This window comes from Halomonas profundus (assembly GCF_020865425.1).
Classification (GTDB): Bacteria; Pseudomonadota; Gammaproteobacteria; order Pseudomonadales; family Halomonadaceae; genus Vreelandella; species Vreelandella titanicae.
The window spans coordinates 3,319,760-3,338,893 of sequence record NZ_CP086344.1 but is presented as its reverse complement, the minus strand read 5'-3'; the positions used below and the strand labels follow the sequence as shown (position 1 = coordinate 3,338,893).

The 19,134-nt window shown below is 54.6% G+C and carries 18 protein-coding genes; 8 read left to right on the top strand and 10 right to left on the bottom strand.

What is annotated here, in order from left to right:
- Positions 1-162 precede the first annotated feature (162 nt).
- Positions 163-1,140: a succinylglutamate desuccinylase gene (locus LMS44_RS15195; RefSeq protein WP_022522699.1), complete on the bottom strand. Its 978-nt coding sequence runs from the start codon at positions 1,138-1,140 to the stop codon at positions 163-165.
- A gap of 234 nt (positions 1,141-1,374) precedes the next feature.
- Positions 1,375-1,815: a hemerythrin domain-containing protein gene (locus tag LMS44_RS15190; protein ID WP_022522700.1), complete on the bottom strand. Its 441-nt coding sequence runs from the start codon at positions 1,813-1,815 to the stop codon at positions 1,375-1,377.
- A 246-nt stretch (positions 1,816-2,061) separates the two neighbouring features.
- On the opposite strand from LMS44_RS15190, the gene wrbA reads away from it, so the two are divergent.
- Complete coding sequence (wrbA, locus tag LMS44_RS15185) at positions 2,062-2,661, top strand: NAD(P)H:quinone oxidoreductase (protein WP_041158170.1); 600 nt, start codon at positions 2,062-2,064, stop codon at positions 2,659-2,661.
- A 106-nt stretch (positions 2,662-2,767) separates the two neighbouring features.
- Here the strand turns inward: wrbA and LMS44_RS15180 are convergent, their stop codons facing one another.
- Entirely contained in the window at positions 2,768-3,796 is a 1,029-nt protein-coding gene (locus tag LMS44_RS15180) for an SMP-30/gluconolactonase/LRE family protein (RefSeq protein ID WP_498945538.1), read from the bottom strand.
- A gap of 160 nt (positions 3,797-3,956) precedes the next feature.
- Entirely contained in the window at positions 3,957-5,030 is a 1,074-nt protein-coding gene (locus tag LMS44_RS15175) for a tartrate dehydrogenase (RefSeq protein WP_009287642.1), read from the bottom strand.
- 156 nt (positions 5,031-5,186) lie between these two features.
- Between LMS44_RS15175 and LMS44_RS15170 the strand changes: the two genes are divergently transcribed.
- Positions 5,187-6,128 carry a LysR family transcriptional regulator gene (locus LMS44_RS15170; RefSeq protein WP_498945536.1) on the top strand — a complete coding sequence of 314 codons (942 nt, stop codon included), beginning with the start codon at positions 5,187-5,189 and terminating at the stop codon, positions 6,126-6,128.
- Between the two features lie 11 nt (positions 6,129-6,139).
- Here LMS44_RS15170 and LMS44_RS15165 read toward each other — a convergent pair whose 3' ends face one another.
- Positions 6,140-6,676 carry a lipocalin family protein gene (locus tag LMS44_RS15165; RefSeq protein ID WP_498945534.1) on the bottom strand — a complete coding sequence of 179 codons (537 nt, stop codon included), beginning with the start codon at positions 6,674-6,676 and terminating at the stop codon, positions 6,140-6,142.
- Positions 6,677-6,795: 119 nt separating this feature from the next.
- On the opposite strand from LMS44_RS15165, the gene LMS44_RS15160 reads away from it, so the two are divergent.
- Together LMS44_RS15160 and LMS44_RS15155 are read left to right on the top strand one after the other, a co-directional pair.
- Complete coding sequence (locus LMS44_RS15160) at positions 6,796-7,224, top strand: secondary thiamine-phosphate synthase enzyme YjbQ (protein WP_022522705.1); 429 nt, start codon at positions 6,796-6,798, stop codon at positions 7,222-7,224.
- A gap of 77 nt (positions 7,225-7,301) precedes the next feature.
- Positions 7,302-9,548, top strand: a complete 2,247-nt coding sequence (locus tag LMS44_RS15155; protein ID WP_498945532.1) for a glycosyltransferase — start codon at positions 7,302-7,304, stop codon at positions 9,546-9,548.
- On the opposite strand, the gene LMS44_RS15150 is transcribed toward LMS44_RS15155, so the two are convergent.
- From LMS44_RS15150 to LMS44_RS15140, 3 genes are all read right to left on the bottom strand, one after another.
- The gene (locus LMS44_RS15150; protein ID WP_201304223.1) at positions 9,530-10,234 is read right to left on the bottom strand and encodes a TVP38/TMEM64 family protein; all 705 of its coding nucleotides are present in this window, start codon (positions 10,232-10,234) and stop codon (positions 9,530-9,532) included. The genes LMS44_RS15155 and LMS44_RS15150 overlap by 19 nt on opposite strands.
- 97 nt (positions 10,235-10,331) lie before the next feature.
- Complete coding sequence (locus LMS44_RS15145; RefSeq protein ID WP_278370715.1) at positions 10,332-11,270, bottom strand: ABC transporter substrate-binding protein; 939 nt, start codon at positions 11,268-11,270, stop codon at positions 10,332-10,334.
- 64 nt (positions 11,271-11,334) lie between these two features.
- On the bottom strand, positions 11,335-12,516 hold the full coding sequence (locus LMS44_RS15140) for a TauD/TfdA family dioxygenase (RefSeq protein WP_022522708.1): 1,182 nt from the start codon (positions 12,514-12,516) through the stop codon (positions 11,335-11,337).
- Positions 12,517-12,653: 137 nt separating this feature from the next.
- Between LMS44_RS15140 and LMS44_RS15135 the strand changes: the two genes are divergently transcribed.
- The 4 genes from LMS44_RS15135 to LMS44_RS15120 all read left to right on the top strand — a co-directional run bounded on the left by LMS44_RS15135 (position 12,654) and on the right by LMS44_RS15120 (position 16,222).
- A complete protein-coding gene (locus LMS44_RS15135; protein WP_022522709.1) occupies positions 12,654-13,517 on the top strand; it encodes a LysR substrate-binding domain-containing protein in 864 nt (287 codons plus the stop codon).
- 104 nt (positions 13,518-13,621) lie between these two features.
- A complete protein-coding gene (locus LMS44_RS15130; protein WP_022522710.1) occupies positions 13,622-15,070 on the top strand; it encodes an alanine/glycine:cation symporter family protein in 1,449 nt (482 codons plus the stop codon).
- 202 nt (positions 15,071-15,272) lie between these two features.
- Positions 15,273-15,881, top strand: coding sequence for an FMN-dependent NADH-azoreductase (locus LMS44_RS15125; RefSeq protein ID WP_022522711.1), 609 nt, complete (start codon positions 15,273-15,275; stop codon positions 15,879-15,881).
- A gap of 41 nt (positions 15,882-15,922) precedes the next feature.
- On the top strand, positions 15,923-16,222 hold the full coding sequence (locus LMS44_RS15120) for an MGMT family protein (RefSeq protein WP_022522712.1): 300 nt from the start codon (positions 15,923-15,925) through the stop codon (positions 16,220-16,222).
- A 252-nt stretch (positions 16,223-16,474) separates the two neighbouring features.
- On the opposite strand, the gene LMS44_RS15115 is transcribed toward LMS44_RS15120, so the two are convergent.
- Positions 16,475-18,043 carry a bifunctional GNAT family N-acetyltransferase/carbon-nitrogen hydrolase family protein gene (locus tag LMS44_RS15115; protein WP_022522713.1) on the bottom strand — a complete coding sequence of 523 codons (1,569 nt, stop codon included), beginning with the start codon at positions 18,041-18,043 and terminating at the stop codon, positions 16,475-16,477.
- A 42-nt stretch (positions 18,044-18,085) separates the two neighbouring features.
- Entirely contained in the window at positions 18,086-19,000 is a 915-nt protein-coding gene (locus tag LMS44_RS15110; protein WP_009287651.1) for a DMT family transporter, read from the bottom strand.
- Between the last annotated feature and the right edge of the window lie 134 nt (positions 19,001-19,134).

Sequence of the window (19,134 nt, the reverse complement as noted above, 5' to 3'; positions counted from 1 at the left end):
ATGCGGCTGGCGCGAAAAAGGGGCGATTCTATCAGGCTGGGCGCATTATGCGCGCTTTCCTTCTAACATTATGCACTCGACGATAGTCGTATCGACGTCGAGGGTCCTGTTGTCGCCTCACCATTGTTATTGTCTTGGCTAAAGTAGATCCTGCTTGGGGGGTTAAACGATAGGCGCCACCAACAGCGCGGCACGGGCGCCCACCTCTACTTGTGCGTTAGGAAACACCACATGAAGGGGCGTATCGCCTACCCGAAACTCACCCGACTTACCGTCTTGGGCCAGCAGAGTGCCGGGCTCAAAGCGGCTGAAGTTGGCTGTGTCCTCGGCAAAACAGAGTGTAAAGTCCTCCGAGTGACGCATTAATTCGTGTTGAACCTGGAAAAACTGCATTTGCGTGGCGGGCTGATTGGGTGGCGTATGTCCTTCACTAAGCGCGGTGAGTAGTGTACGCATCGGTTGTAATGATGCCATATCGTTGTGGCCAAAAGGCGCTACCCGCCCTAGCTCAAAGGTAAATGCCTGAGCGGCGTGATAGTGCTTGCTGTAGTGGGAGAATGTCCAGCTGTGCTGATGTTGGTGCAGCACCGCCTGCATACCCGCCGCCGCCAGCCAGCCCCACTGCTCAGCATCGGTGGAGGATTCGGCAAAAGGCTCCACTACAAAACGGGGGTAGCGGCTATCCCGAATTGCAGTATGTAGGTCGTAGTGCAGTTTGGGGCGCCCGGCATGGCGGGCATAAAAACTATCCACCGCGGCCATTAATTGCCTGGCGCGATCTGGCTCCTCGCCCTTGGCGGCTAGTTCGCGGCTAAACAGCCGGTTTAAATTGGTGGTAAGGAAACGCTGCTGCGCCTTAAGCGCGGGCAGGTTGCCTAAAATCACCAGCACAGGAGCGCCGAGCGATATGCTGCCCGCTTCTACGCCGCTTAACCATTCACCCACCAGTTCAACCGGTGCGGTTTCATTGCCATGGATCGCCGCTGAAAAAATGCACGTGTGGGCGCTTTGGCTTACCGTGTTAGGGGTGAGCTCCAAAATACCAGGCGCATGCAAATGATAAGTGCCGCTGGCGAAGACGCCTTGGCTGGCGGTGGGGAGTTGCCCATCAAGCGACCAGTCGAGCCATTGGCCTAGCATTGTCGCTCCTCAGTTAACTGTTTTGAGTATCGTTGTCAGTATAAAAGCGAGCCTAGGTTTACCACGCTGGGCGTATGCCACAAGCCCGCAGGTCGTTCGCGTGTAAAACCCTAGCGTATTCGTGAAAAAGCGTCTTCATGAAACACGCGGAAGCTGACAAAGTGGCTTTATTTAATCGCTAACAGCAAAAAACGCCCATGGGGTGCATGAGCGTTTTTCAATTTGTTCATCACGTTACGCTGAACGCTGGCGCTGCATTTCTTCCTGGTACTCGCTAGCAAGCGATGTCTTTTGTTTATCTTGCAGGCCACGGCCCGCCAGCTGGAAAACCTCTTGCTCTTCTTCATCCAGGTGGTGAGTGACTAAATCCTGGAGCTGTTTGGCGTGGGTTAACCAGTGGGTGGCACTGTAGTCAGTTTCATCAAGCAGTTCTAAAAGCTCATCAATTTCATGATGTTCGGCAACGCTATGGCGGGCTTTTTCCTGAGTCAGGTCGATTGACATCATTGGGATATAGAGCGCCCGCTCTTCGGCAGCGGCGTGATAATGCAGCTCTGCCCGTACCTGCTGATACAGTTTATCTCGCTCATCGCTGTCTCCATGTGTTTCAACTAAGCGGGCGAGCAGGTCGCGCTGAATATCGTGATCCTTGCGCAGGGCTTCAAAAATCGTCATTCCAGACTCCTTGGATACGTTTGATGTAGGCAAGTCAAAAGCTAGTGGTGGTTGGCGTAAAGTGCAAGATGGCGTTCGTCGATGAAATCGACGCCCACGGACGAAAACATTCGCTTTTTTCTATGCTTGAGTGCGCTATGTTGTGTTTACTACTTATTAGGCGACGCCCACTTTAGGCGACGCTCACTGCACTACTCATAACTGCACTATTCATAACTGCACTATTCATAAGTGAAGGAGATAGTAATGACAAAGGTACTGGTACTTTATTATTCCATGTATGGCCATATTGATACGCTGGCTCAGGCCGTGGCAGAAGGCGCAAAGGGTGTGAGCGGTGTTGAGGTGGCGGTGAAACGCGTTCCTGAAACCATGCCTGAAGAGGCGTTCAAGAATGCAGGCGGTAAGCAGGATTACGACACGCCGGAAGCGACGCCTCAAGAGCTTGCCGATTACGATGCGATCATTTTCGGTACGCCCACCCGCTTTGGGAATATGGCCGGTCAAATGCGTACCTTCCTGGATCAGACCGGTGGCCTGTGGGCGAACGGTGCTCTGCGTGGCAAAGTCGCTAGCGTGTTCACTTCTACCGGTACTGGCGGCGGTGATGAGATGACCATCACCTCTACTTGGACCACGCTGGCCCACCACGGCATGATCATCGTGCCGATTGGTTACGGTCTCGAAGAGCAATTTGATATTTCCAAAGTCAGCGGCGGTACGCCTTACGGCGCCGCAACCATTGCTGGTGGTGATGGCTCACGCCAACCTGACGAGCGTGAGCTGAAAATCGCCCGTTTCCAGGGCGAGTTGGTCGCGAAAACGGCGGCTAAACTGGCCAGTTAATTAGTTCACTAGCCAAGACATATACGAGTCAGCCATGTAAAAGCCTCGCTGGATATATCCGGCGAGGCTTTTTTGGGCTGGGATATTGGCTGGGATTATAGTCTTACTACGCTCCACGTGCCGCCGTGTAAATTGTGTAGACGGATTGGCTGGCCGTCATAAATAGTCGATTGCGGCTCTTGCCCGCAAAACACACGTTCGAGCAGACTTCAGGTAGCAATACTCGGCCCAGCAAGGTGCCTTCCGGTGAGAAAACCACTACTCCGTCGATACCTTCACCACCATTGGCACTTGACCAGATATTGCCATCCACGTCGCAGGTCATGCCGTCGAAAATCGTGTCTTCGCTGGTCACGATAACTTGCCGGTTACTGACACTGCGACCATCTTCACCCAGCGACCAGCGAATAATTCGCGCGGGTTCGTCGAAATGGGTGGGGGCACTGTCACTGGCGTAGAACCCTTCGCCATCCGGCGTTAATACAATACCGTTTGGCTTATAAATATCGTCGGTCAGCATGATGGGCTCATCCAGGCTGTCATCGACGTAATAGATGGCCGTTTCTAGCTCCAGGTCTCGTTTTTTGCCCTCGTAGTCGAAGTGAGCACCATAGCCTGGATCAGTGAAGATCACTCCACCCGAGGGCAGTGCCACCACGTCATTAGGGGCATTGAGCGGTTTGCCCTGATAGCGCTCGGCGAGCACCGTTGTGCTGCCGTCCCACTCGTAACGCAAAACGCGTGAAGGGTAGTGTTCGCAAGCAATTAGCCGCCCCTGATGATCGAAGGTATTACCGTTAGAGTGGCCGACATGGTCTCTCAATACGCTGACTTGGCCAGTGGATTCGTCCCAGCGCATCTGCTTGGCACGAGGTATGTCGCTGAAAACAACATAACGACCTACGGCGTTCCATGCTGGCCCCTCTGTCCACAGACCTCCACTCCAGTGGCGTTCTAGAGGACTGTTAAAAATCATGTAATCACTAAAGCGGGAATCTTCGACTTTCCAGGCATCGATTGGGTATCGTTCCGGGGTGGAACCTTGTGAGCTCTGCAAAGCAAAAAGCTGGGGTGATGTGCCAACAGCGGCCAGGGCGGCCGATGCCGAAAGGAACTGACGGCGTCCAAGTTTCATAGCATTGTCCTGATGGTTGTTTGTTGATGTTGTTATGAGCGAAGTGAAACTGATGTTTCTTCCACCCTCAGGACAAATGTAGAACATAAGCGATTAAAAAACATACATTGGCTGCCCGGTTGGATTCAACCAGACAGCCAATCTTTATGCCATATGTGTGTCAGTGCGAAATAGCGTTGGCAATCGCCTTGCCTAGGCTTGCAGTGGTGCCTTCTCCACCCACATCGCGGGTAAGTACTGTGGCATCCCCTTCGCTCAATACTTCCTCAATGGCCGTGACTATTGCGTCACCGGCTTCTTTGTAACCGAGGTGCTCCAGCATCATGGCGCCTGACCAAATTTGACCGATAGGGTTGGCAATACCCTTACCGGCGATATCCGGCGCGCTGCCGTGTACTGGCTCGAACAAGCTCGGAAAGTTGCCTTCTGGGTTGATGTTGGCTGAAGGGGCAATGCCTATCGTGCCGGTGCAGGCGGGGCCGAGATCAGAAAGAATATCGCCAAACAGATTGCTGCCCACGACGACATCAAACCAATCCGGGTGGAGAACGAAGTTGGCGGTAAGAATATCGATATGAAATTTATCCACCGCGATTTCAGGGTAGCCCTTCGCCATTTCGACCACACGTTCATCCCAATACGGCATAGTGATTGAGATGCCGTTGGACTTGGTCGCAGAGGTGAGCTTTTTACGCGGGCGAGTTTGGGCCAGTTCAAAAGCGTATTTCAATACGCGGTCTACGCCGGTGCGGGTCATGACCGTGTCTTGAATGACCACTTCACGGTCGGTGCCTTCAAACATTTTGCCACCAACGCTGGAGTACTCGCCTTCAGTGTTCTCACGCACCACGTAAAAGTCGATATCGCCGGGTTTACGGCCTGCTAGCGGGCTTTTAATGCCGGGCATGAGCTTGCAGGGGCGCAGGTTGATGTACTGATCAAAGCGGCGCCGGAATTGCAGCAGTGAGCCCCACAGGGAAATATGGTCGGGTACTTTGTCGGGCCAGCCCACCGCGCCATAAAACAGCGCATCAAAACCTTTTAACTGCTCAAACCAATCATCCGGCAGCATTTTGCCGTGTTCCAGGTAGTAGTCGCAGCTGCCAAACTCAAAGGTGGTGAACTCAAGATCAAGATTAAAGCGCTTGGCGGTCGCTTCAAGGGCGCGGATGCCTTCAGGCATGACTTCGGTGCCGATGCCGTCACCGGCGATAATGGCAATACGGTGGGTCATAGTGGTTCCTTACCTTGTTAGTTACTTTTTATGCTTGTGAGTCGTGAGTCGTGAGTCGTGAATAGTAAATAGAGTGTAGCGGCTATTTTGGTGGAGATAATCAGGCTACTATTCAAGTTATTGTTGCGTGAAAGTGCAGAATGACTGAGGAGCGATATGGTGCACCTGGATGATTTGGCGTTTTTTCAGCACTTGGCGCGGGCGGGAAGCCTGACGGGGACTGCTCGCGAGCTGGGGCTATCGCTCTCGGCAGTAAGCAAGCGGCTAAAACAATTGGAGGCGCGCCTGGGGGTAGAGCTAGCTGCTCGCACTACGCGGCGGTTGACGCTGACCGCAGAGGGTGAGCGCTACTTGGCCCGTGGCGCGCTGATTTTAGATGAGTTGGATGAGTTGGAAAATTCACTGGGTGAGGGGGTCGATCAGGCGCTTAGCGGACGTTTGCGGGTAAACGCCACTTTTGGCTTTGGGCGCCGCCATATTGCGCCACTGCTGTCACGCTTTTGTGCCGATCACCCCGAGGTGGAAGGGTGGTTGGAGTTAACCAATTTTCCGCTTAATTTGAGCGATCACGGCTTTGATATTGGTATTCGCGTGGGCGAGCCACCGGAGTCGCGCTTGGTCGCCCGGCGTATTCTGGCCAATCGGCGGGTGCTCTGCGCGTCGCCTGCTTACATTGCCCAGGCACCGTCTTTGCAAGTACCGGCAGATTTACAGCAGCACGCTTGTTTGGTGATTCGCGAGAATGACAGTGATTTCCCCCTCTGGCGCTTTGAACAAGTCGCTCAGTCTGCAAAAGGACTGCCTGGGCAGACACAGTCGATAAAGGTCAGCGGTCGATTAGCCAGCAACGATGGCGAGGTCATTACCCGCCTGGCCTTGGACGGCCACGGTGTCATGCTGCGCTCCTGGTGGGACGTTAACGAGCACCTTGCCAGTGGCGCATTGGTAGCGCTGTTGCCAGGCTGGCAGGGGGTGCGGGCAGATTTTTATGCGGTGTTTGAGCAACGCCGCCATGTGCCCGCCCGGCTGCGCGCTTTTATTGACTCTGTTCAGCGTGAGATAGCGGGGCGAGTGCCGAGATTGCCGGAAGGGAACTAATCAGAAGCTACTTATCGGCTAGGGCAAGCCTCGCCTTGGATAACATCAATCAGCTCTTCAGTAGCGAAATCCAGCTCGGCTGCCCGCTGACGCAGGCGTCCTTCTGTCGCACTATCCATTTCCTCTGTGCGTGAAAGTATCCACAGGTAGTCGCGGTTAGGGCCTGCCACCAACGCCCATTGGTACTCCTCATCCAGCTCAAGGACGTTATAGCCGCCGTAAAAGGGGCCAAAGAAGCTTACCTTTAAGCGCCCAACGCTTTCATCGTCAATAAAGTAGGCGCGGCCTTCAGCCTCATCCCACTCTTGCTCTTCAAGGTTGTAACCACGGTTGATTACTCGAACACCGCCATCATCGCGCAGGCTGTAAGTAGCGGTCACGCAATCAAGACCGCGTTCAAAGGAGTGATCCAGGCGGGCAATTTCGAACCACTGACCCAGGTAGCGGTCTAGCTCAAAGTCTGCTACTGGCTGCGTGCCATCCGGAATGCCAGTGCAGCCGGTGAGTAGGGTCATACTAACGATGCTGCTTCCTAGCAGGGTTTTCATTAACGCGCTCCTTGGCGATGATTCGCGGGTGATCGACTATGGTTAGTGCTATCTGTTGCTATTTTGCCATACAGCAGGAGAAGGCGGTGATGGAGTACATAACAAATAAAGGAGTGTGTATGTGGTGCCAACAAGAGATTCATTTGCCCGAAATGGCGCGCGGCTTTCATTTGATTACGGATGATGTGGCCCGCGCACTGCCTTGTTTAAGTGACTGCCAAGCTGGCATGCTGCATTTACAGCTGATGCACACTTCTGCCTCGTTAACGCTCAATGAGAACACTGATCCGGATGTGCGCCACGATTTAGATGCTTTTCTGCGTCGACTGGTGCCCGAAGATTTACCCTATTTCCGCCACACCCTGGAAGGGCCTGATGATATGCCCGCCCATGTAGCCGCCAGCCTGCTGGGTACACAGCTAACTCTGGCGGTGCGCGATGGACGCCTGGCTTTAGGTACCTGGCAGGGCATATGGCTGGGAGAACACCGCAATCAGGCTGGGCCACGTCGATTACTGGCCACCCTAAACGGGTGTGAAGCGCGCTAGCTTGGCGCGCCACCTCGACTCAGCGTTGCTGTATAGTGGTTAATAACCTCATATTATCTTTGAAAAAGCGCTTTTAAATGCCACGACGCTCCTTTCTTCGCCTTTCCCGACAGCGCAGGTTGCGGCTGTTCTTTTTTCTTAATCTTGCTCTGGTGACTGGGCTAATTGCTCACCAAATTTGGTTGTATGTAGCAGAACCCAAATTTGAGTCGGTGCATACCCTTGAGGTGGCGAATATTCGCGAGGTGTTGAAGGAGCGAACCGACTATCGCTTTGCGGTGGTGGGCAATATCAATAACTCGGTGAGCGTGTTTCAAAAGGAGATTGTGCCGCTCATCAATCAGAGCGGCATCGACTTCCTGATTTCCGCTGGGAATGCCGTCAATAGTGGGCAGCAGGAGAGCTATCAGGCGATTTATCGGAGTCTGGAGCAGCTCAATGTCCCTTACTTACTCACCTACGGTGAAAATGAAGATAGCGATTTCGGTAGCTATCTGTTTTACGAATATTTTGGGCCGCACTTTTACTCGTTTGTAGCGGGCAATAGCCACTTTATCTTTCTTGACGGTACCGGCAAGTCCTCTACCTCCTGGCAGCTTGATTGGTTGGAGCGTGAGCTTACGGCCTCAGAAACACAGCATCGGTTTCTATTTGTTGGTTTGCCGCTGCACAACGTAGTGAGCGACGCGCCGCTGTTTGAAGCGGACAATTATCTCAATGATTCTCGCTTAGCCGATGGCATTATGGCGCTGGCAGAGGAACATGACGTTGACACCGTATTTTCCGCCAACTTAACGCTCTTTTCCCAGCAGACGATTAATGGCGTGGATTACGTGACCACCGGAGGCGCGGGAGGCATCCTCATCGATGCCGATAGCAGCTTTCACCACTACGTCATCGTCAATGTAGAGGGTGAGAATGTCGCTATTGCGCCGGTGCGGTTAAATGTGGATAGCCCTGGCTGGTGGCGGATGGTGAGTAGTGTGGCTTCCACGGTGTATGCATTTTTCTACGTTAGCTATACGCGGTTTTTGCTGATTGTGGGTATGTTGACGCTGCTCGCACTGCGCTTATATCGGCTAATTTTCGAAGATCGCGACTACTATCCTGATTTTGATATCGACCCAACGCCTTTCCTGGGTAAATCTCTGCGCGTAGCGATGATCTCTAATAACTACTTTCCTTTTGTATCGGGGGTATCGGTCTCGGTGGATCGCCTGCGCAATGGCTTATGCGATCTAGGCCACACCATCCAACTGTTAGTGCCGCGCTACCGAGAAACGTGGCAGGACGACAGTTCAATAAAACGCATCCCCACGCTAATGGCATTTGGGCAGAAGGGTGAGTTCCGGTTAACCAATCCGTTCAGTGCGCGTTTCCGCCGCTGCCTGCGTGGGTTTAAGCCGGATGTTATTCACGTTCATCATCCCTTTTGGCTCGGCTCCATGGGCCTGTTTATGGGGCGTCGGCTCAAGGTGCCAGTGATCTACACCTATCACACCCGCCTGGAGCACTATGCCCACTTCGTGCCGCTGCCCGGTGCGCTGTTTCGTAATTTGATTTCCCATACCCTGATTAAGCGCTTTTCTAATCGCTGCCAAGGAGTGATTGTGCCGACTTACTCCGCCGAGGAGTATCTGCGCATGATTGGAGTGAAAACACCTTCGCTGGTGCAGCCCACAGGCATTGATGTGGCACGCTTTTCTCACGTTGAGGAGAGTGAGTTGGAAGCGCTGCGCGAGCAATTAACTATCGACCCTGCAAGTAAAATATTGATCAGCGTCTCGCGGATTAGTAAGGAGAAAAACATTGGCTTTATGCTGGAGGCCCTCGCCGAACTTCAGTCACAGGGGCATGATGATCTTCATCTGCTACTGATTGGTGATGGGCCAGACCGGGAGGCGATTCAAAACCAAATCGATACTTTGAAACTGACCTCGCAGGTCACCCTGGTCGGTGCGGTGCCGCCGGAGCGCATGGCGCTTTATTACCATCTAGGCGATATATTTGTATTTGCTTCGACCTCAGAAACCCAGGGCATGGTGATTCTTGAAGCAATGTCGGCGGGGTTGCCCGTCGTGGCGGTGCGCTCCAGCGGTATCGATGATGTGGTGCGCCAAGGGGTCAATGGGTTCAAAACACCGCAAAATCGTCAGGCCTGGGGGCAAAGGGTGGTTGAGTTAAAAGATAACGCTGAGCGACGCCGGGAGTTGGGTAAGCAGGCCAGCCACTTTGCTGAGGAGTTTGATATTGCCAACTTTGCCTCAGCGGTGGCGGGCTTTTACGCCGAAGTGCTGGCCAAATATCACTCGCCTTCGCGGTGAGGCTGTTTTTTTGCCGCTTGGCGCCGGTTAGCATAGCGTTTAAGGCCTATTAACAGGCCCACGCCGGCCGCTAGTCCGACAGTTGCTAAGATAATTTCTTTGGTCGAGGCCGCGGTGAACAGTGCGCCTAGCTGGCTGCCCAATAAAATCACCGCTGCCAGCCCCGGTACGATGCCCAGGGTGGAGCCGATCATATAGTCGCGAAACTTAAGGTGAAAAGCGCCCGCCAGCATATTGGTGAGCGTGAACGGGGCGAGTGGCAGCAGGTTAATCACCGTCATGGTGCGAATGCCGCGTTTGGATAAGTAACCCGATAGGCCGCGCAGATGACGCCCGCCATAACGCATAAGCGCCTCACGGCCTAACCAGTGGCCTACCCAGTAAGACACAATCGAGGAGGTCAATGTGCCTAGCGTGGCGTACACCAGCCCCCATATCGGGCCAAACAGTAAGCCAGTCACCACCACCAGTAGGCTAAGTGGAAACATCACCAGCAAGGCGCTGGCATAAGTGGCCATTACCGCAGCAAACATCCAGGGCGCGGTACGCCACTGGCGAATGTAAGCGATAAACTCGCTAAGGCGCGCCTGGGTGAGTAGGTCGTAGCGCTGCAGTACCTGCCACATGACGCCCAGCAGCACGACGACTACCAGCAGGCCTACGCCCTTACCCAATGTCCGCGACATGCCCACTCCCATCGGCTAAAAAAGCGCTAGCATACGCTAGCCATCCAATGGGATGAAGGCGCTTTTCCATTAAGCGCAGTCGTTAATCAGCGGTTTCTTAGTTGTTGAGCTGGGCTTCAATGACCGGCCAAGCAGGATCGCCATCAGTGGTGGTGACGTCTGCCAACATTGCTTCAATGCGTTCTGGGTGGTCGTTGATCCACTGTTCGGCGACGTCGGTAAGATCCTGCTCTTCCTGGCCAAACGCCTGAATCATCCAGCTCTGCTCTTCAGCCGAAAAGGTAAACTGCTCAAAGAAGGTCACTACGTTAGGGGTGGCTTCAGCGTAGTCACTGCGCAGCAGCGTCAACACATCGCTTTCACCGTTGTTCTCACCGAACAGGTCTTCAGGATCTTCCAGGTAGCGCATGGGCAGCTCAAGGTTCATCCAGTGGGGCGTCCAGCCTACCCAGACAATCGGTTCCTCACGGGAGATGGCGTCACGTGCAGCGGAAAGCATGCCCACTTCACTGGTATCGACGACCTGCCAGTCACCTAGACCCCAGGTGTCGTTGTCAATGGCGTTGTGAAGAATCTCACTGGCAGCAGAGCCTGCGCCGAAGCCATAGATTTCACCCTCGAACTGCTCGCGATTTTCGTCTAGATCAGCAAAGCTCTGAATGCCACTCTCATACAGATATTCCGGCACCGCCAGGGTCATTTGCGCACCATCGACGTTATTCGCCACGTCAATCAGTACACCCGACTCCTTGCGGGGATTGAACATCTCACGCTGGGCGGGCAGCCAAGCCCCTAGAAAGGCGTCGATATCGCCGCTTTCGATACCCTGGTAAATCACCTGTAGGCCGATTTCCTGGGTGCTGGTTTCGTAGCCGAGTGGGTTTAATAGCTGTTCGGCGATAGCCGTTTTTACTGTAATGCCGGGCCAGGCGGGCACACCGAAATCGAGGGTTTGGTCGTCGGCGTGAGCAGCCGAGGCAAATAGCGCGGTAGTGGCGAGGGCAATGCCTGAGGCGAGAGGCTTGAGGTGTGTCATAGGATCTCCTTGCTAGGTTTTTGTCTGATAGGTGTTGTTGTTAAACAGTGATTATTGAATACCGCTAAACGTTACGGGCCAGCACGCGGAGGCGTGAAGCCAGCATGTCGCGGTCTAAATAGGTGCCCTGTAAATGGCGTGCGCCGCTGTTAGGGTCGAACTCGCGCCGTCCGTGGAGTACGCGACGATTATCAAAAGCGACCATTTGACCAGGGCGAAGGGTGAACTCTAGCTGGTGTGCTTCGCTGTGGAACAGCTTCCACAATAGAGCGTAGGCGCTGTACCAGGCGTCCATCTGCTCTACTGGTAGGTGAAGGGCATCGCGAATCCAGTTATTCAGGCGCATCTCAACCAGGTTGCCTGCGCTATCCAGAGTGATCACCGGTGCCCGCATTGAAATATCGTGGGTTTCATCCTGAAAGCGAAAATCAATCGGTGTTTCGCTAAGAATCGTCAGCGCTTCTGGAGACTCCTGGCGCAGCGCTTCTACGACCCGAGCGCCATCAGCAAATAACGATTCGCCGCCGCTGGCACCGTTTTGCAGGCAGTAGAGCAACTGAATGTCTGGCGGTTGGCGCCAGTTGGGTAAATCGATATGCAATGGCAACCCTACCGCGGTATAAGCCGCGTTGTTGGGATTGGGTTTGGAGCGCACATCAAAGCGGGCGCCAAAGTTGGTGGCGCGCAGGGGGCCAATACGTTCAGCTAAGCGGCTTACTTCCTCTTCTACCAATGGGCCGTCGGTAATTAGTGCCAGCCCGTCGCGTAGCATGGCGGTTAGCCAGGCTTTCTCGCCTAGAGGGGTTAAAAAATCGCTATGGCTGATGTGCTCGGGAGTGAAGTTATCGACCCAAGGCTTAGCGTTGGGTACCGCAGAAGTCAGCTCGGCTTCCGGGCGGCGCTGGTAAAGCCAGCCGCTATGAAAGGCACTGACATGACCATCTTGCCATTGCAGGTGTAAGTGCCCATCTAGCAGAGCAACGCTGGGTGGCTCAGTGATGGGTTCAAGCGGCAGGTAGAGCCTTTCCCGGGTCTGCGGATGCCGGCAGGCCGGGCAGGCGCAGTGGTCGCGCAGCCAGAGCAGGGGCAGAGTGGTTTTTTGACCATCTAGCCACTCAAGGGCAATGCCATTGTGGGCAAGCGTCGCTTGAGTGAGTACCGGGCCCGCTTGATAAGGACTTAATTCGCCCATCTCAGGGGTGTTTGCATGGGGGGGCGTTAAGGTGGTCTCTGCTGTGCTGTTCATTAAAACTCCGATTCGCTCCCTCTGTGGCATTACGTAGGGGTGTGCGTTTGTGCCAACCAGGATGCGGAGTAGCCGCAGCAGTGACAAACGATTAATCTGACCCCTAAGACATCATTTAATTTATAGGTCTCTTTTTCATGAGCCAATTACCGCCATTGTTATGGCTACAAGCCTTTGAATCTGCGGCGCGTACCTTAAGCTTTACCGCTGCAGGCAATGAGCTTGGGGTTACCCAAGCGGCCATCAGCCAGCGCGTCAGGCTGCTGGAAGACCGGGTGGGGCAAAAGCTCTTTGTTCGTCATGCACGCAGCTTAACGCTTACCCCCGCTGGGCAGGCGTGGCTGCCCAGCATTCACGATGCGTTTGTGCGTATTAGTGAGGGCACCCTGGAGGTCTTTGGCAGCACCTCTGAGCAGCCAGTGACGCTGCGTGCCACGCCGGTTATTCAGCAGTCGTGGCTGGCGCCGCGTTTAATTGCCTTCCACCGGGCTCATCCCCAGGTGTCGATTCGTGTAGTAAGTGCTATCTGGCCCGATGACTTTGGCCCCGAAGGGGCGGATATCGAGATTCGCTATGGCAAAGGGGAGTGGACGGGCGTTGAAATGCAGCCGCTAGGCGAAGAGCAACTGCTGCCCGTTTGCTCGCAGGCGTTAGCGGACACGCTTACTGCGCCGAGCGATCTGGCTGGGCATACGCTGCTGCACGCTGTCGGTTTTGGGGTGGGGTGGCCGGGGTGGCTGCAGGAAGCGGGGGTTGCTCACCTGGAAGCGCAGTGCTGGTCGCTCACTTGCGATAACCAGGTGATGACACTGGCGCTTGCTAGCCAGGGCGGTGGCGTTGCGTTAACTCACCGACGCTTAATGGAGCAGCGTAGCGATTTGGTGGCGCCTTTTGAGCTCAGTGTGCCCAGCGATGAGCGCTTCTGGTTGGTTCGCCCTAGCCGGCGCCACGTTAGCGACGAATCCGAGCTGGTATGGCGGGGGCTTTGCGATTCAATGTGATAAGTGGTTATTGCTGTTTTAAAGTCTTTTCACCAATTTCCTTGCCATTTTGGTGCAGCCGTGAAAAATGATGCGCTTTCATTGTTTAAAAAGGCGTGATCTTCATGGACTTTACTCTCCCTCCGTTGCTGACATCGCTGGTGGATCGCGGCAACGGCTTGCTCTGGGGCAGCGTGCTGATTTATCTGCTGATTGGCGCGGGTCTCTATTTTACTGTGATGACACGCGGTATTCAGCTGCGCTATTTCGGCCATATGTTTAAGCTGCTGGGCAGCTCCCGACAATCAAACGGCGGTATCTCTTCGTTTCAAGCGCTCTCAACCAGTCTGGCGGCCCGAGTCGGTACCGGTAACCTGGCGGGTGTCGCGGTGGCTATTTATTTTGGTGGCCCTGGGGCCATTTTCTGGATGTGGATGACCGCAATGGTTGGGATGGCGACCAGTTTTGTGGAGTCCACCCTGGCTCAGGCGTACAAAACAGACCACGGCGACAACACCTTCCGTGGCGGCCCTGCGCGTTATATTGAGCGTGGTTTGGGCTTGCGCTGGCTGGCTGTGCTGTTCTCTATCTGTTTGATCATTGCCTTTGGGTTAGCGTTCAACAGCGTTCAGGCCAACTCTATCGCCCAGGCCATGGAACAGGCGTTCGCCATTCCCACCTGGGCCATGGGGTTAGTTTTGATGGCTGTTGTGGCGCCGATCATCTTCGGCGGTTTGAAGTCGATTGCCAAGGTGGCTGAACTGGTGGTTCCGCTTATGGCGCTGCTCTACTTAATTCTGGCGCTGGTGGTAGTCGGGTTGAATATCAGTGACTTGCCCGCAGCGATCATGACCATTGTGCGCAGTGCATTTGGCTTTGAGCAGGCGGCCGGTGGGGCAGTAGGCTACGCGGTATCCCAGGCGATTATGAACGGCATTCAGCGCGGGCTGTTTTCCAATGAAGCGGGGATGGGCTCAGCGCCCAATGCCGCGGCCACGGCCTCTACGCGGCCAGATCATCCTGCTGCCCAGGGCTTTATTCAGATGCTCGGGGTGTTTCTGGATACCCTAGTGATCTGTACGGCCACGGCGGCGATCATCATTATGGCGGGGCCGGAGCTGATGGCGGGCGATGAGAACAACGGCATTCAGTTGACCCAAATGGCGCTTTCCAGCCATGTGGGCGATTGGGGTGGTATGTTTATCGCGGTGGCGATTCTGCTGTTTGCGTTTACCTCGGTGATTGCCAACTACTCCTACGGCGAGTCAAACATTGAGTACCTGGCCGGGCGCCGCGCCCCGGTTGCCGTGTTTATTTACCGCTTAGCGGTGCTGGCGATGATTATGATTGGTTCGGTGGCAAGCCTGGGGGCGATTTGGAACTTCGCCGACCTCTCTATGGGTATGATGGCTATTATTAACCTGGTCGCTATTCTGCTTCTCTCGCCAGTAGCTTTCGCACTCTTCCGCGACTACGAAGCGCAGTTGAAAGCGGGCAAAGAGCCTGTGTTTGATCCCAGCCTTTTTCCCAAGCTGGTTAATAAAGTCGATCCCAAGGCCTGGCCCAAGAAGTAATCAAGCTTAAGAAAACGAGCTATAGTCATCTAATCCACTGGCTGTGCCCCGCTTCGCATTTTGCGTCGCGGGGCTTTTTATTTTATTGGCCGTCGCATGATTCGATTTAATCGAATATAAGTCGGAAAACGTTGCGCTTTTGCTTATTAGAAAGCGCCGTAGAATAGCTTCCAATCCTTCCGTGTACATTTTGGAGCTTTCAATGACGACTCGTGCCCTGGTAATTACCTCTTCTATTCTGGCTGAAAACGGCCAATCCATTGCGTTGGCTAATCGCTTTATCGAGCAGGCGAGCGCCCGCAACGATGTAAACGTTACTCAGCGTGACGTGGTGAAAACCTCGCTCCCTCACCTGGATATTAGCGAACTGGGGGCTTGGCAGGTGGCGGCCGCAGAGCGTACCGCTGAGCAGCAGGCGTTAGCCGCGCGCTCGGACGAACTGCTGACTGAGCTGCGCACCAATGATGTGCTGGTCATTGCGGTACCGATGTACAACCTGGGTATTCCTTCACAGCTGAAGGCGTGGTTTGACCGTGTTCTGCGTGCCGGTGAAACGTTCCGCTATACCGAAAACGGCCCGCAAGGGTTGGTAGAAGGCAAGCGAGCGATTATTCTGGCAGCGCGGGGTGGTCAGTACGCGGGTACGGAATTTGACAGCCAAACACCACACCTGAAAGCCATGCTGGGGCTGATGGGAATTAAAGAGGTTGACGTGGTCTATGCTGAAGGGCTGAATTTGGGTGAGCAGCAGCGCGAAGCTGCAATAAAAGAAGCTTTCCAAGCGATCGATCAACTGGTTGAGGGGCTTTAAGCACATTCAGAAGTGCCCTCAAGAAATAAAAGGATAGTCACATGGCTCGGCCGGAATTACTCGAACAGATTTACACTATTGTCGATCAAATTCCGCCGGGCCGGGTGACGACCTATGGCCGCATTGCCGCCATGACCGAAGGTGCTACCCCACGCATGGTAGGTTCGGCAATGCGCCACCTGCCGGATGGCCACCAGTTGCCTTGGCATCGCGTGATCGCATCGTCTTTGAAGCTTGCCGATCACGGTGGCGCCGAACGCCAGCATCGTAAGCTACGCGATGAAGGGGTGTTGTTTGATGCCAAAGGCCGAGTGCCCGCGCACCTCGTCTGGCCTGATTAAGCTGCTGTCATTGCGAGGAGCTTGCGACGAAGCAATCTAGGCAGATGTGGCCATAACCCCGAGATTGCTTCGCTTCGCTCGCAATGACATGTGAGGGTGCGTTCGCAATGACATTAGCGGAATCTGACGCGAACACAACCACGCCGCCCAATTTGGGCGGCGTGGTTGTATTTATGAATTGCGTTGGTGAGCCTTCTCGCGATTCACCATTCGCGATTCACCATTCACCATTCACCATTCACCATTCACCATTCAATCCTCCAAATTAGCACCCGATTTCCACGACCAGTCGCGCCAGCGTAGGTCAAACAGATCCTTGCGGCGGTCTTTAAGGTTGGTCACCGAACCCTCGGCACGTACCACCGTTAGGCGAGTGAGATCCAAGTCCGAGAAGAAGATCATCTCGGTATTGGGTGTGGTTTCCGCCAGCACTGCATCGTGGGGAAACGCGAAGTCAGACGGCGAGAACACCGCTGATTGGGCGTACTGGATATCCAGGTTTTCAATCGAAGGCAGGTTGCCGACGCTGCCGCAGAGCACCACGTAGCACTCATTTTCGATCGCCCGCGCTTGACTGCAATGGCGCACGCGCAGGTAACCGTTTTTGGTGTCGGTCCAGAAGGGCACAAACAGAATGTCCATATCCTGGTCGGCCAGCAGTCGGCCCAGTTCCGGAAACTCCACGTCGTAGCAGATCAGGATGCCCACGCGGCCAGCGTCGGTATCGAACACCTGTAGCTCATCGCCGCCCTCGATCACCCAGTCGCGACGCTCTTGAGGCGTAATATGCAGCTTGGCCTGGCGCTCAACGGTGCCGTCACGATGGAAGAGGTAGGCGATGTTGTAGAGTCGGTCATCGTCACCCACTTCAATCATCGAGCCGCCGACAATATTGATATTGTAAGAGACCGCCATCCGCGACAGTTCAGACTTAAAGCGTTCGGTGAAACCGGCCAAAAAGCGAATCGCGCCCATTTGATCCTGCTGGGCGGCGCGGTCTTGGAGGCCCATCAACGGCGCGTTGAATAGCTCAGGGAAAACGGCAAAGTCACTTTGATAGTCGGAGAGCGCGTCTACGAAGTACTCGATCTGCTGAAGCGCGGCTTCCACCGATGAAAACTCACGCATCTGCCACTGCACCGCACCCACCCGTACTTGGGTCGGTTTGTTGTCGAGCACACTGGCAGCGGGCTCAAACAAAATGTTGTTCCACTCCAACAGGGTGGCGTAACCGCGAGACTGCTCATCTTCAGGCAGGTATTTGCGCAGTAGGCGCTTTACCTGAAAATCGTTGGCCTGCTGGAAAGAGAGAATCGGGTCGTAGATCTCTTTGCGCGAGACTTTATCGATGTATTGGGCAGGCGTGAGTTCATCGGCGTGCTGGTGATACTCAGGAATACGCCCACCGGCTAAAATCGCCCGTAGGTTCATTGAGCGACATAGCTCTTTACGCGCTTCGTAAAGGCGGCGGCCCAGGCGATAACCGCGGTAATCTGGGTGAATCAGCACATCCAGCCCGTACATGGCGTCGCCATCCTCGTCATTGAGGATGATCTCGCGATGGCCAATCAGGTCATCGTACTTATGCGGGTTGGAAAATTCGTCGTAATCCACCTGAACGGTGAGTGCTACGCCCACCAGAAGGCCATCGTCTTCAATGGCGATTTGGCCGTCGGGGAATTCCTGAATTAATTTGTCGATGGTGTGCTTCGGCCATGACCCGCCGATATCGTGATAGACGGCGTCCATCAATGCCTTGAGCTGATCGTAGTCATCGCTCATTAGGTTGCGCAGATTAAGATGCAGTTCTTCCAGGGACATATCAGGGCTTCCCAGCGTTAGAAATCGACGGCCATTCTAGCATTATCGGGCGCTGCTCGGCTTATCCGAGGTTAAACCACGTGCTAACGGGCGTGTCAGCGTTTGCGCCATGATGACACCCGCCAGAATCAGCAGCCCACCGGTAAAGTGGAACCCTGCCACTTGTTCACCCAAGAAGGCCATCGCAATCAGTGCGCTAAACAGTGGCATTAGGTTGATGAAAATACTTGATTGATTGGCACCGATCTGGCGAACTGCGCGCATCCACAAAAAGGTGGTGATGATCGAGGCAGGAATGCCCGCGTAGACAATCAGGCCGATATTCTGACTATCAATAGGTGTCATTGGCCCCATCAAATAAGGCGGTAACAAGAACAGCACCGCAAAACAGACTTGGGCGTAAAGCATCACCCAGGGCGGTAAATTCATCGACCAGCGTTTGAGCATCACCCCATATAGCGCGTAGCAAGTGGCTGCTACCACCATCAGCGCATCACCAAGGGCAACCTCTAGCTGTAGCAGCGAGAGCGGATTACCACGCCCTAGCAGAACGGTAACCCCCACGAAGGCCAGCACGCCGCCCACGATGCCACCCAGGGTCGGCGGCTCGCGAAGAATCAGCGCGCTCAGCAGTACCGTTAACAACGGCACCATGGCGGCGAGAATCCCCATGTTGGTAGCGGTCGTCGTTTCTGCCGCCACATAGGCCAGCCCTTGCCATAGGCCCATGCCGAGTAGTCCAAGCAGCGCTAGCTTGGGCCACTGGCGGCGAATTTCGTCGCGGTGGCGTAACGCTGCGGGGAGTACAAACGGGGTCATCACCGCAAGGGCAAGCAGCCAGCGTAAAAAAGCGATACTGCTTGGCGCGATGGCGCCTACGCTAAGCTGATTAATGGTCATATTGCCCGACCAGATAAGCACGGTGGCGAGTGGCGGCAAAAAATACATCAAGGGCATAGCAACGGTTCCTTATCGTTAGCCGGGTAATGTGACGCGAATTTGCACGCTGGGCAAGGGGGAGGAGAACGGCAAACCTGGCAATATTCAGATAGGTAAAGGTCTGTACGTTGCGGCGAGTATGTCATACGCTT

Excerpts from the sequence above, each read along its gene's own strand:
- LMS44_RS15115 (WP_022522713.1), bottom strand. The coding sequence starts at position 18,043 with ATGTCCCTGGAAGAACTGCATCTTAATCTGCGCAACCTAATGAGCGAT.
- LMS44_RS15160 (WP_022522705.1), top strand. The coding sequence starts at position 6,796 with ATGTGGTGCCAACAAGAGATTCATTTGCCCGAAATGGCGCGCGGCTTT.
- LMS44_RS15180 (WP_498945538.1), bottom strand. The coding sequence starts at position 3,796 with ATGAAACTTGGACGCCGTCAGTTCCTTTCGGCATCGGCCGCCCTGGCC.
- LMS44_RS15150 (WP_201304223.1), bottom strand. The coding sequence starts at position 10,234 with ATGTCGCGGACATTGGGTAAGGGCGTAGGCCTGCTGGTAGTCGTCGTG.
- LMS44_RS15155 (WP_498945532.1), top strand. The coding sequence starts at position 7,302 with ATGCCACGACGCTCCTTTCTTCGCCTTTCCCGACAGCGCAGGTTGCGG.
- LMS44_RS15135 (WP_022522709.1), top strand. The coding sequence starts at position 12,654 with ATGAGCCAATTACCGCCATTGTTATGGCTACAAGCCTTTGAATCTGCG.
- LMS44_RS15110 (WP_009287651.1), bottom strand. The coding sequence starts at position 19,000 with ATGCCCTTGATGTATTTTTTGCCGCCACTCGCCACCGTGCTTATCTGG.
- LMS44_RS15125 (WP_022522711.1), top strand. The coding sequence starts at position 15,273 with ATGACGACTCGTGCCCTGGTAATTACCTCTTCTATTCTGGCTGAAAAC.
- LMS44_RS15120 (WP_022522712.1), top strand. The coding sequence starts at position 15,923 with ATGGCTCGGCCGGAATTACTCGAACAGATTTACACTATTGTCGATCAA.
- LMS44_RS15175 (WP_009287642.1), bottom strand. The coding sequence starts at position 5,030 with ATGACCCACCGTATTGCCATTATCGCCGGTGACGGCATCGGCACCGAA.
- LMS44_RS15195 (WP_022522699.1), bottom strand. The coding sequence starts at position 1,140 with ATGCTAGGCCAATGGCTCGACTGGTCGCTTGATGGGCAACTCCCCACC.
- LMS44_RS15140 (WP_022522708.1), bottom strand. The coding sequence starts at position 12,516 with ATGAACAGCACAGCAGAGACCACCTTAACGCCCCCCCATGCAAACACC.
- wrbA (WP_041158170.1), top strand. The coding sequence starts at position 2,062 with ATGACAAAGGTACTGGTACTTTATTATTCCATGTATGGCCATATTGAT.
- LMS44_RS15165 (WP_498945534.1), bottom strand. The coding sequence starts at position 6,676 with ATGAAAACCCTGCTAGGAAGCAGCATCGTTAGTATGACCCTACTCACC.
- LMS44_RS15130 (WP_022522710.1), top strand. The coding sequence starts at position 13,622 with ATGGACTTTACTCTCCCTCCGTTGCTGACATCGCTGGTGGATCGCGGC.
- LMS44_RS15145 (WP_278370715.1), bottom strand. The coding sequence starts at position 11,270 with ATGACACACCTCAAGCCTCTCGCCTCAGGCATTGCCCTCGCCACTACC.
- LMS44_RS15170 (WP_498945536.1), top strand. The coding sequence starts at position 5,187 with ATGGTGCACCTGGATGATTTGGCGTTTTTTCAGCACTTGGCGCGGGCG.
- LMS44_RS15190 (WP_022522700.1), bottom strand. The coding sequence starts at position 1,815 with ATGACGATTTTTGAAGCCCTGCGCAAGGATCACGATATTCAGCGCGAC.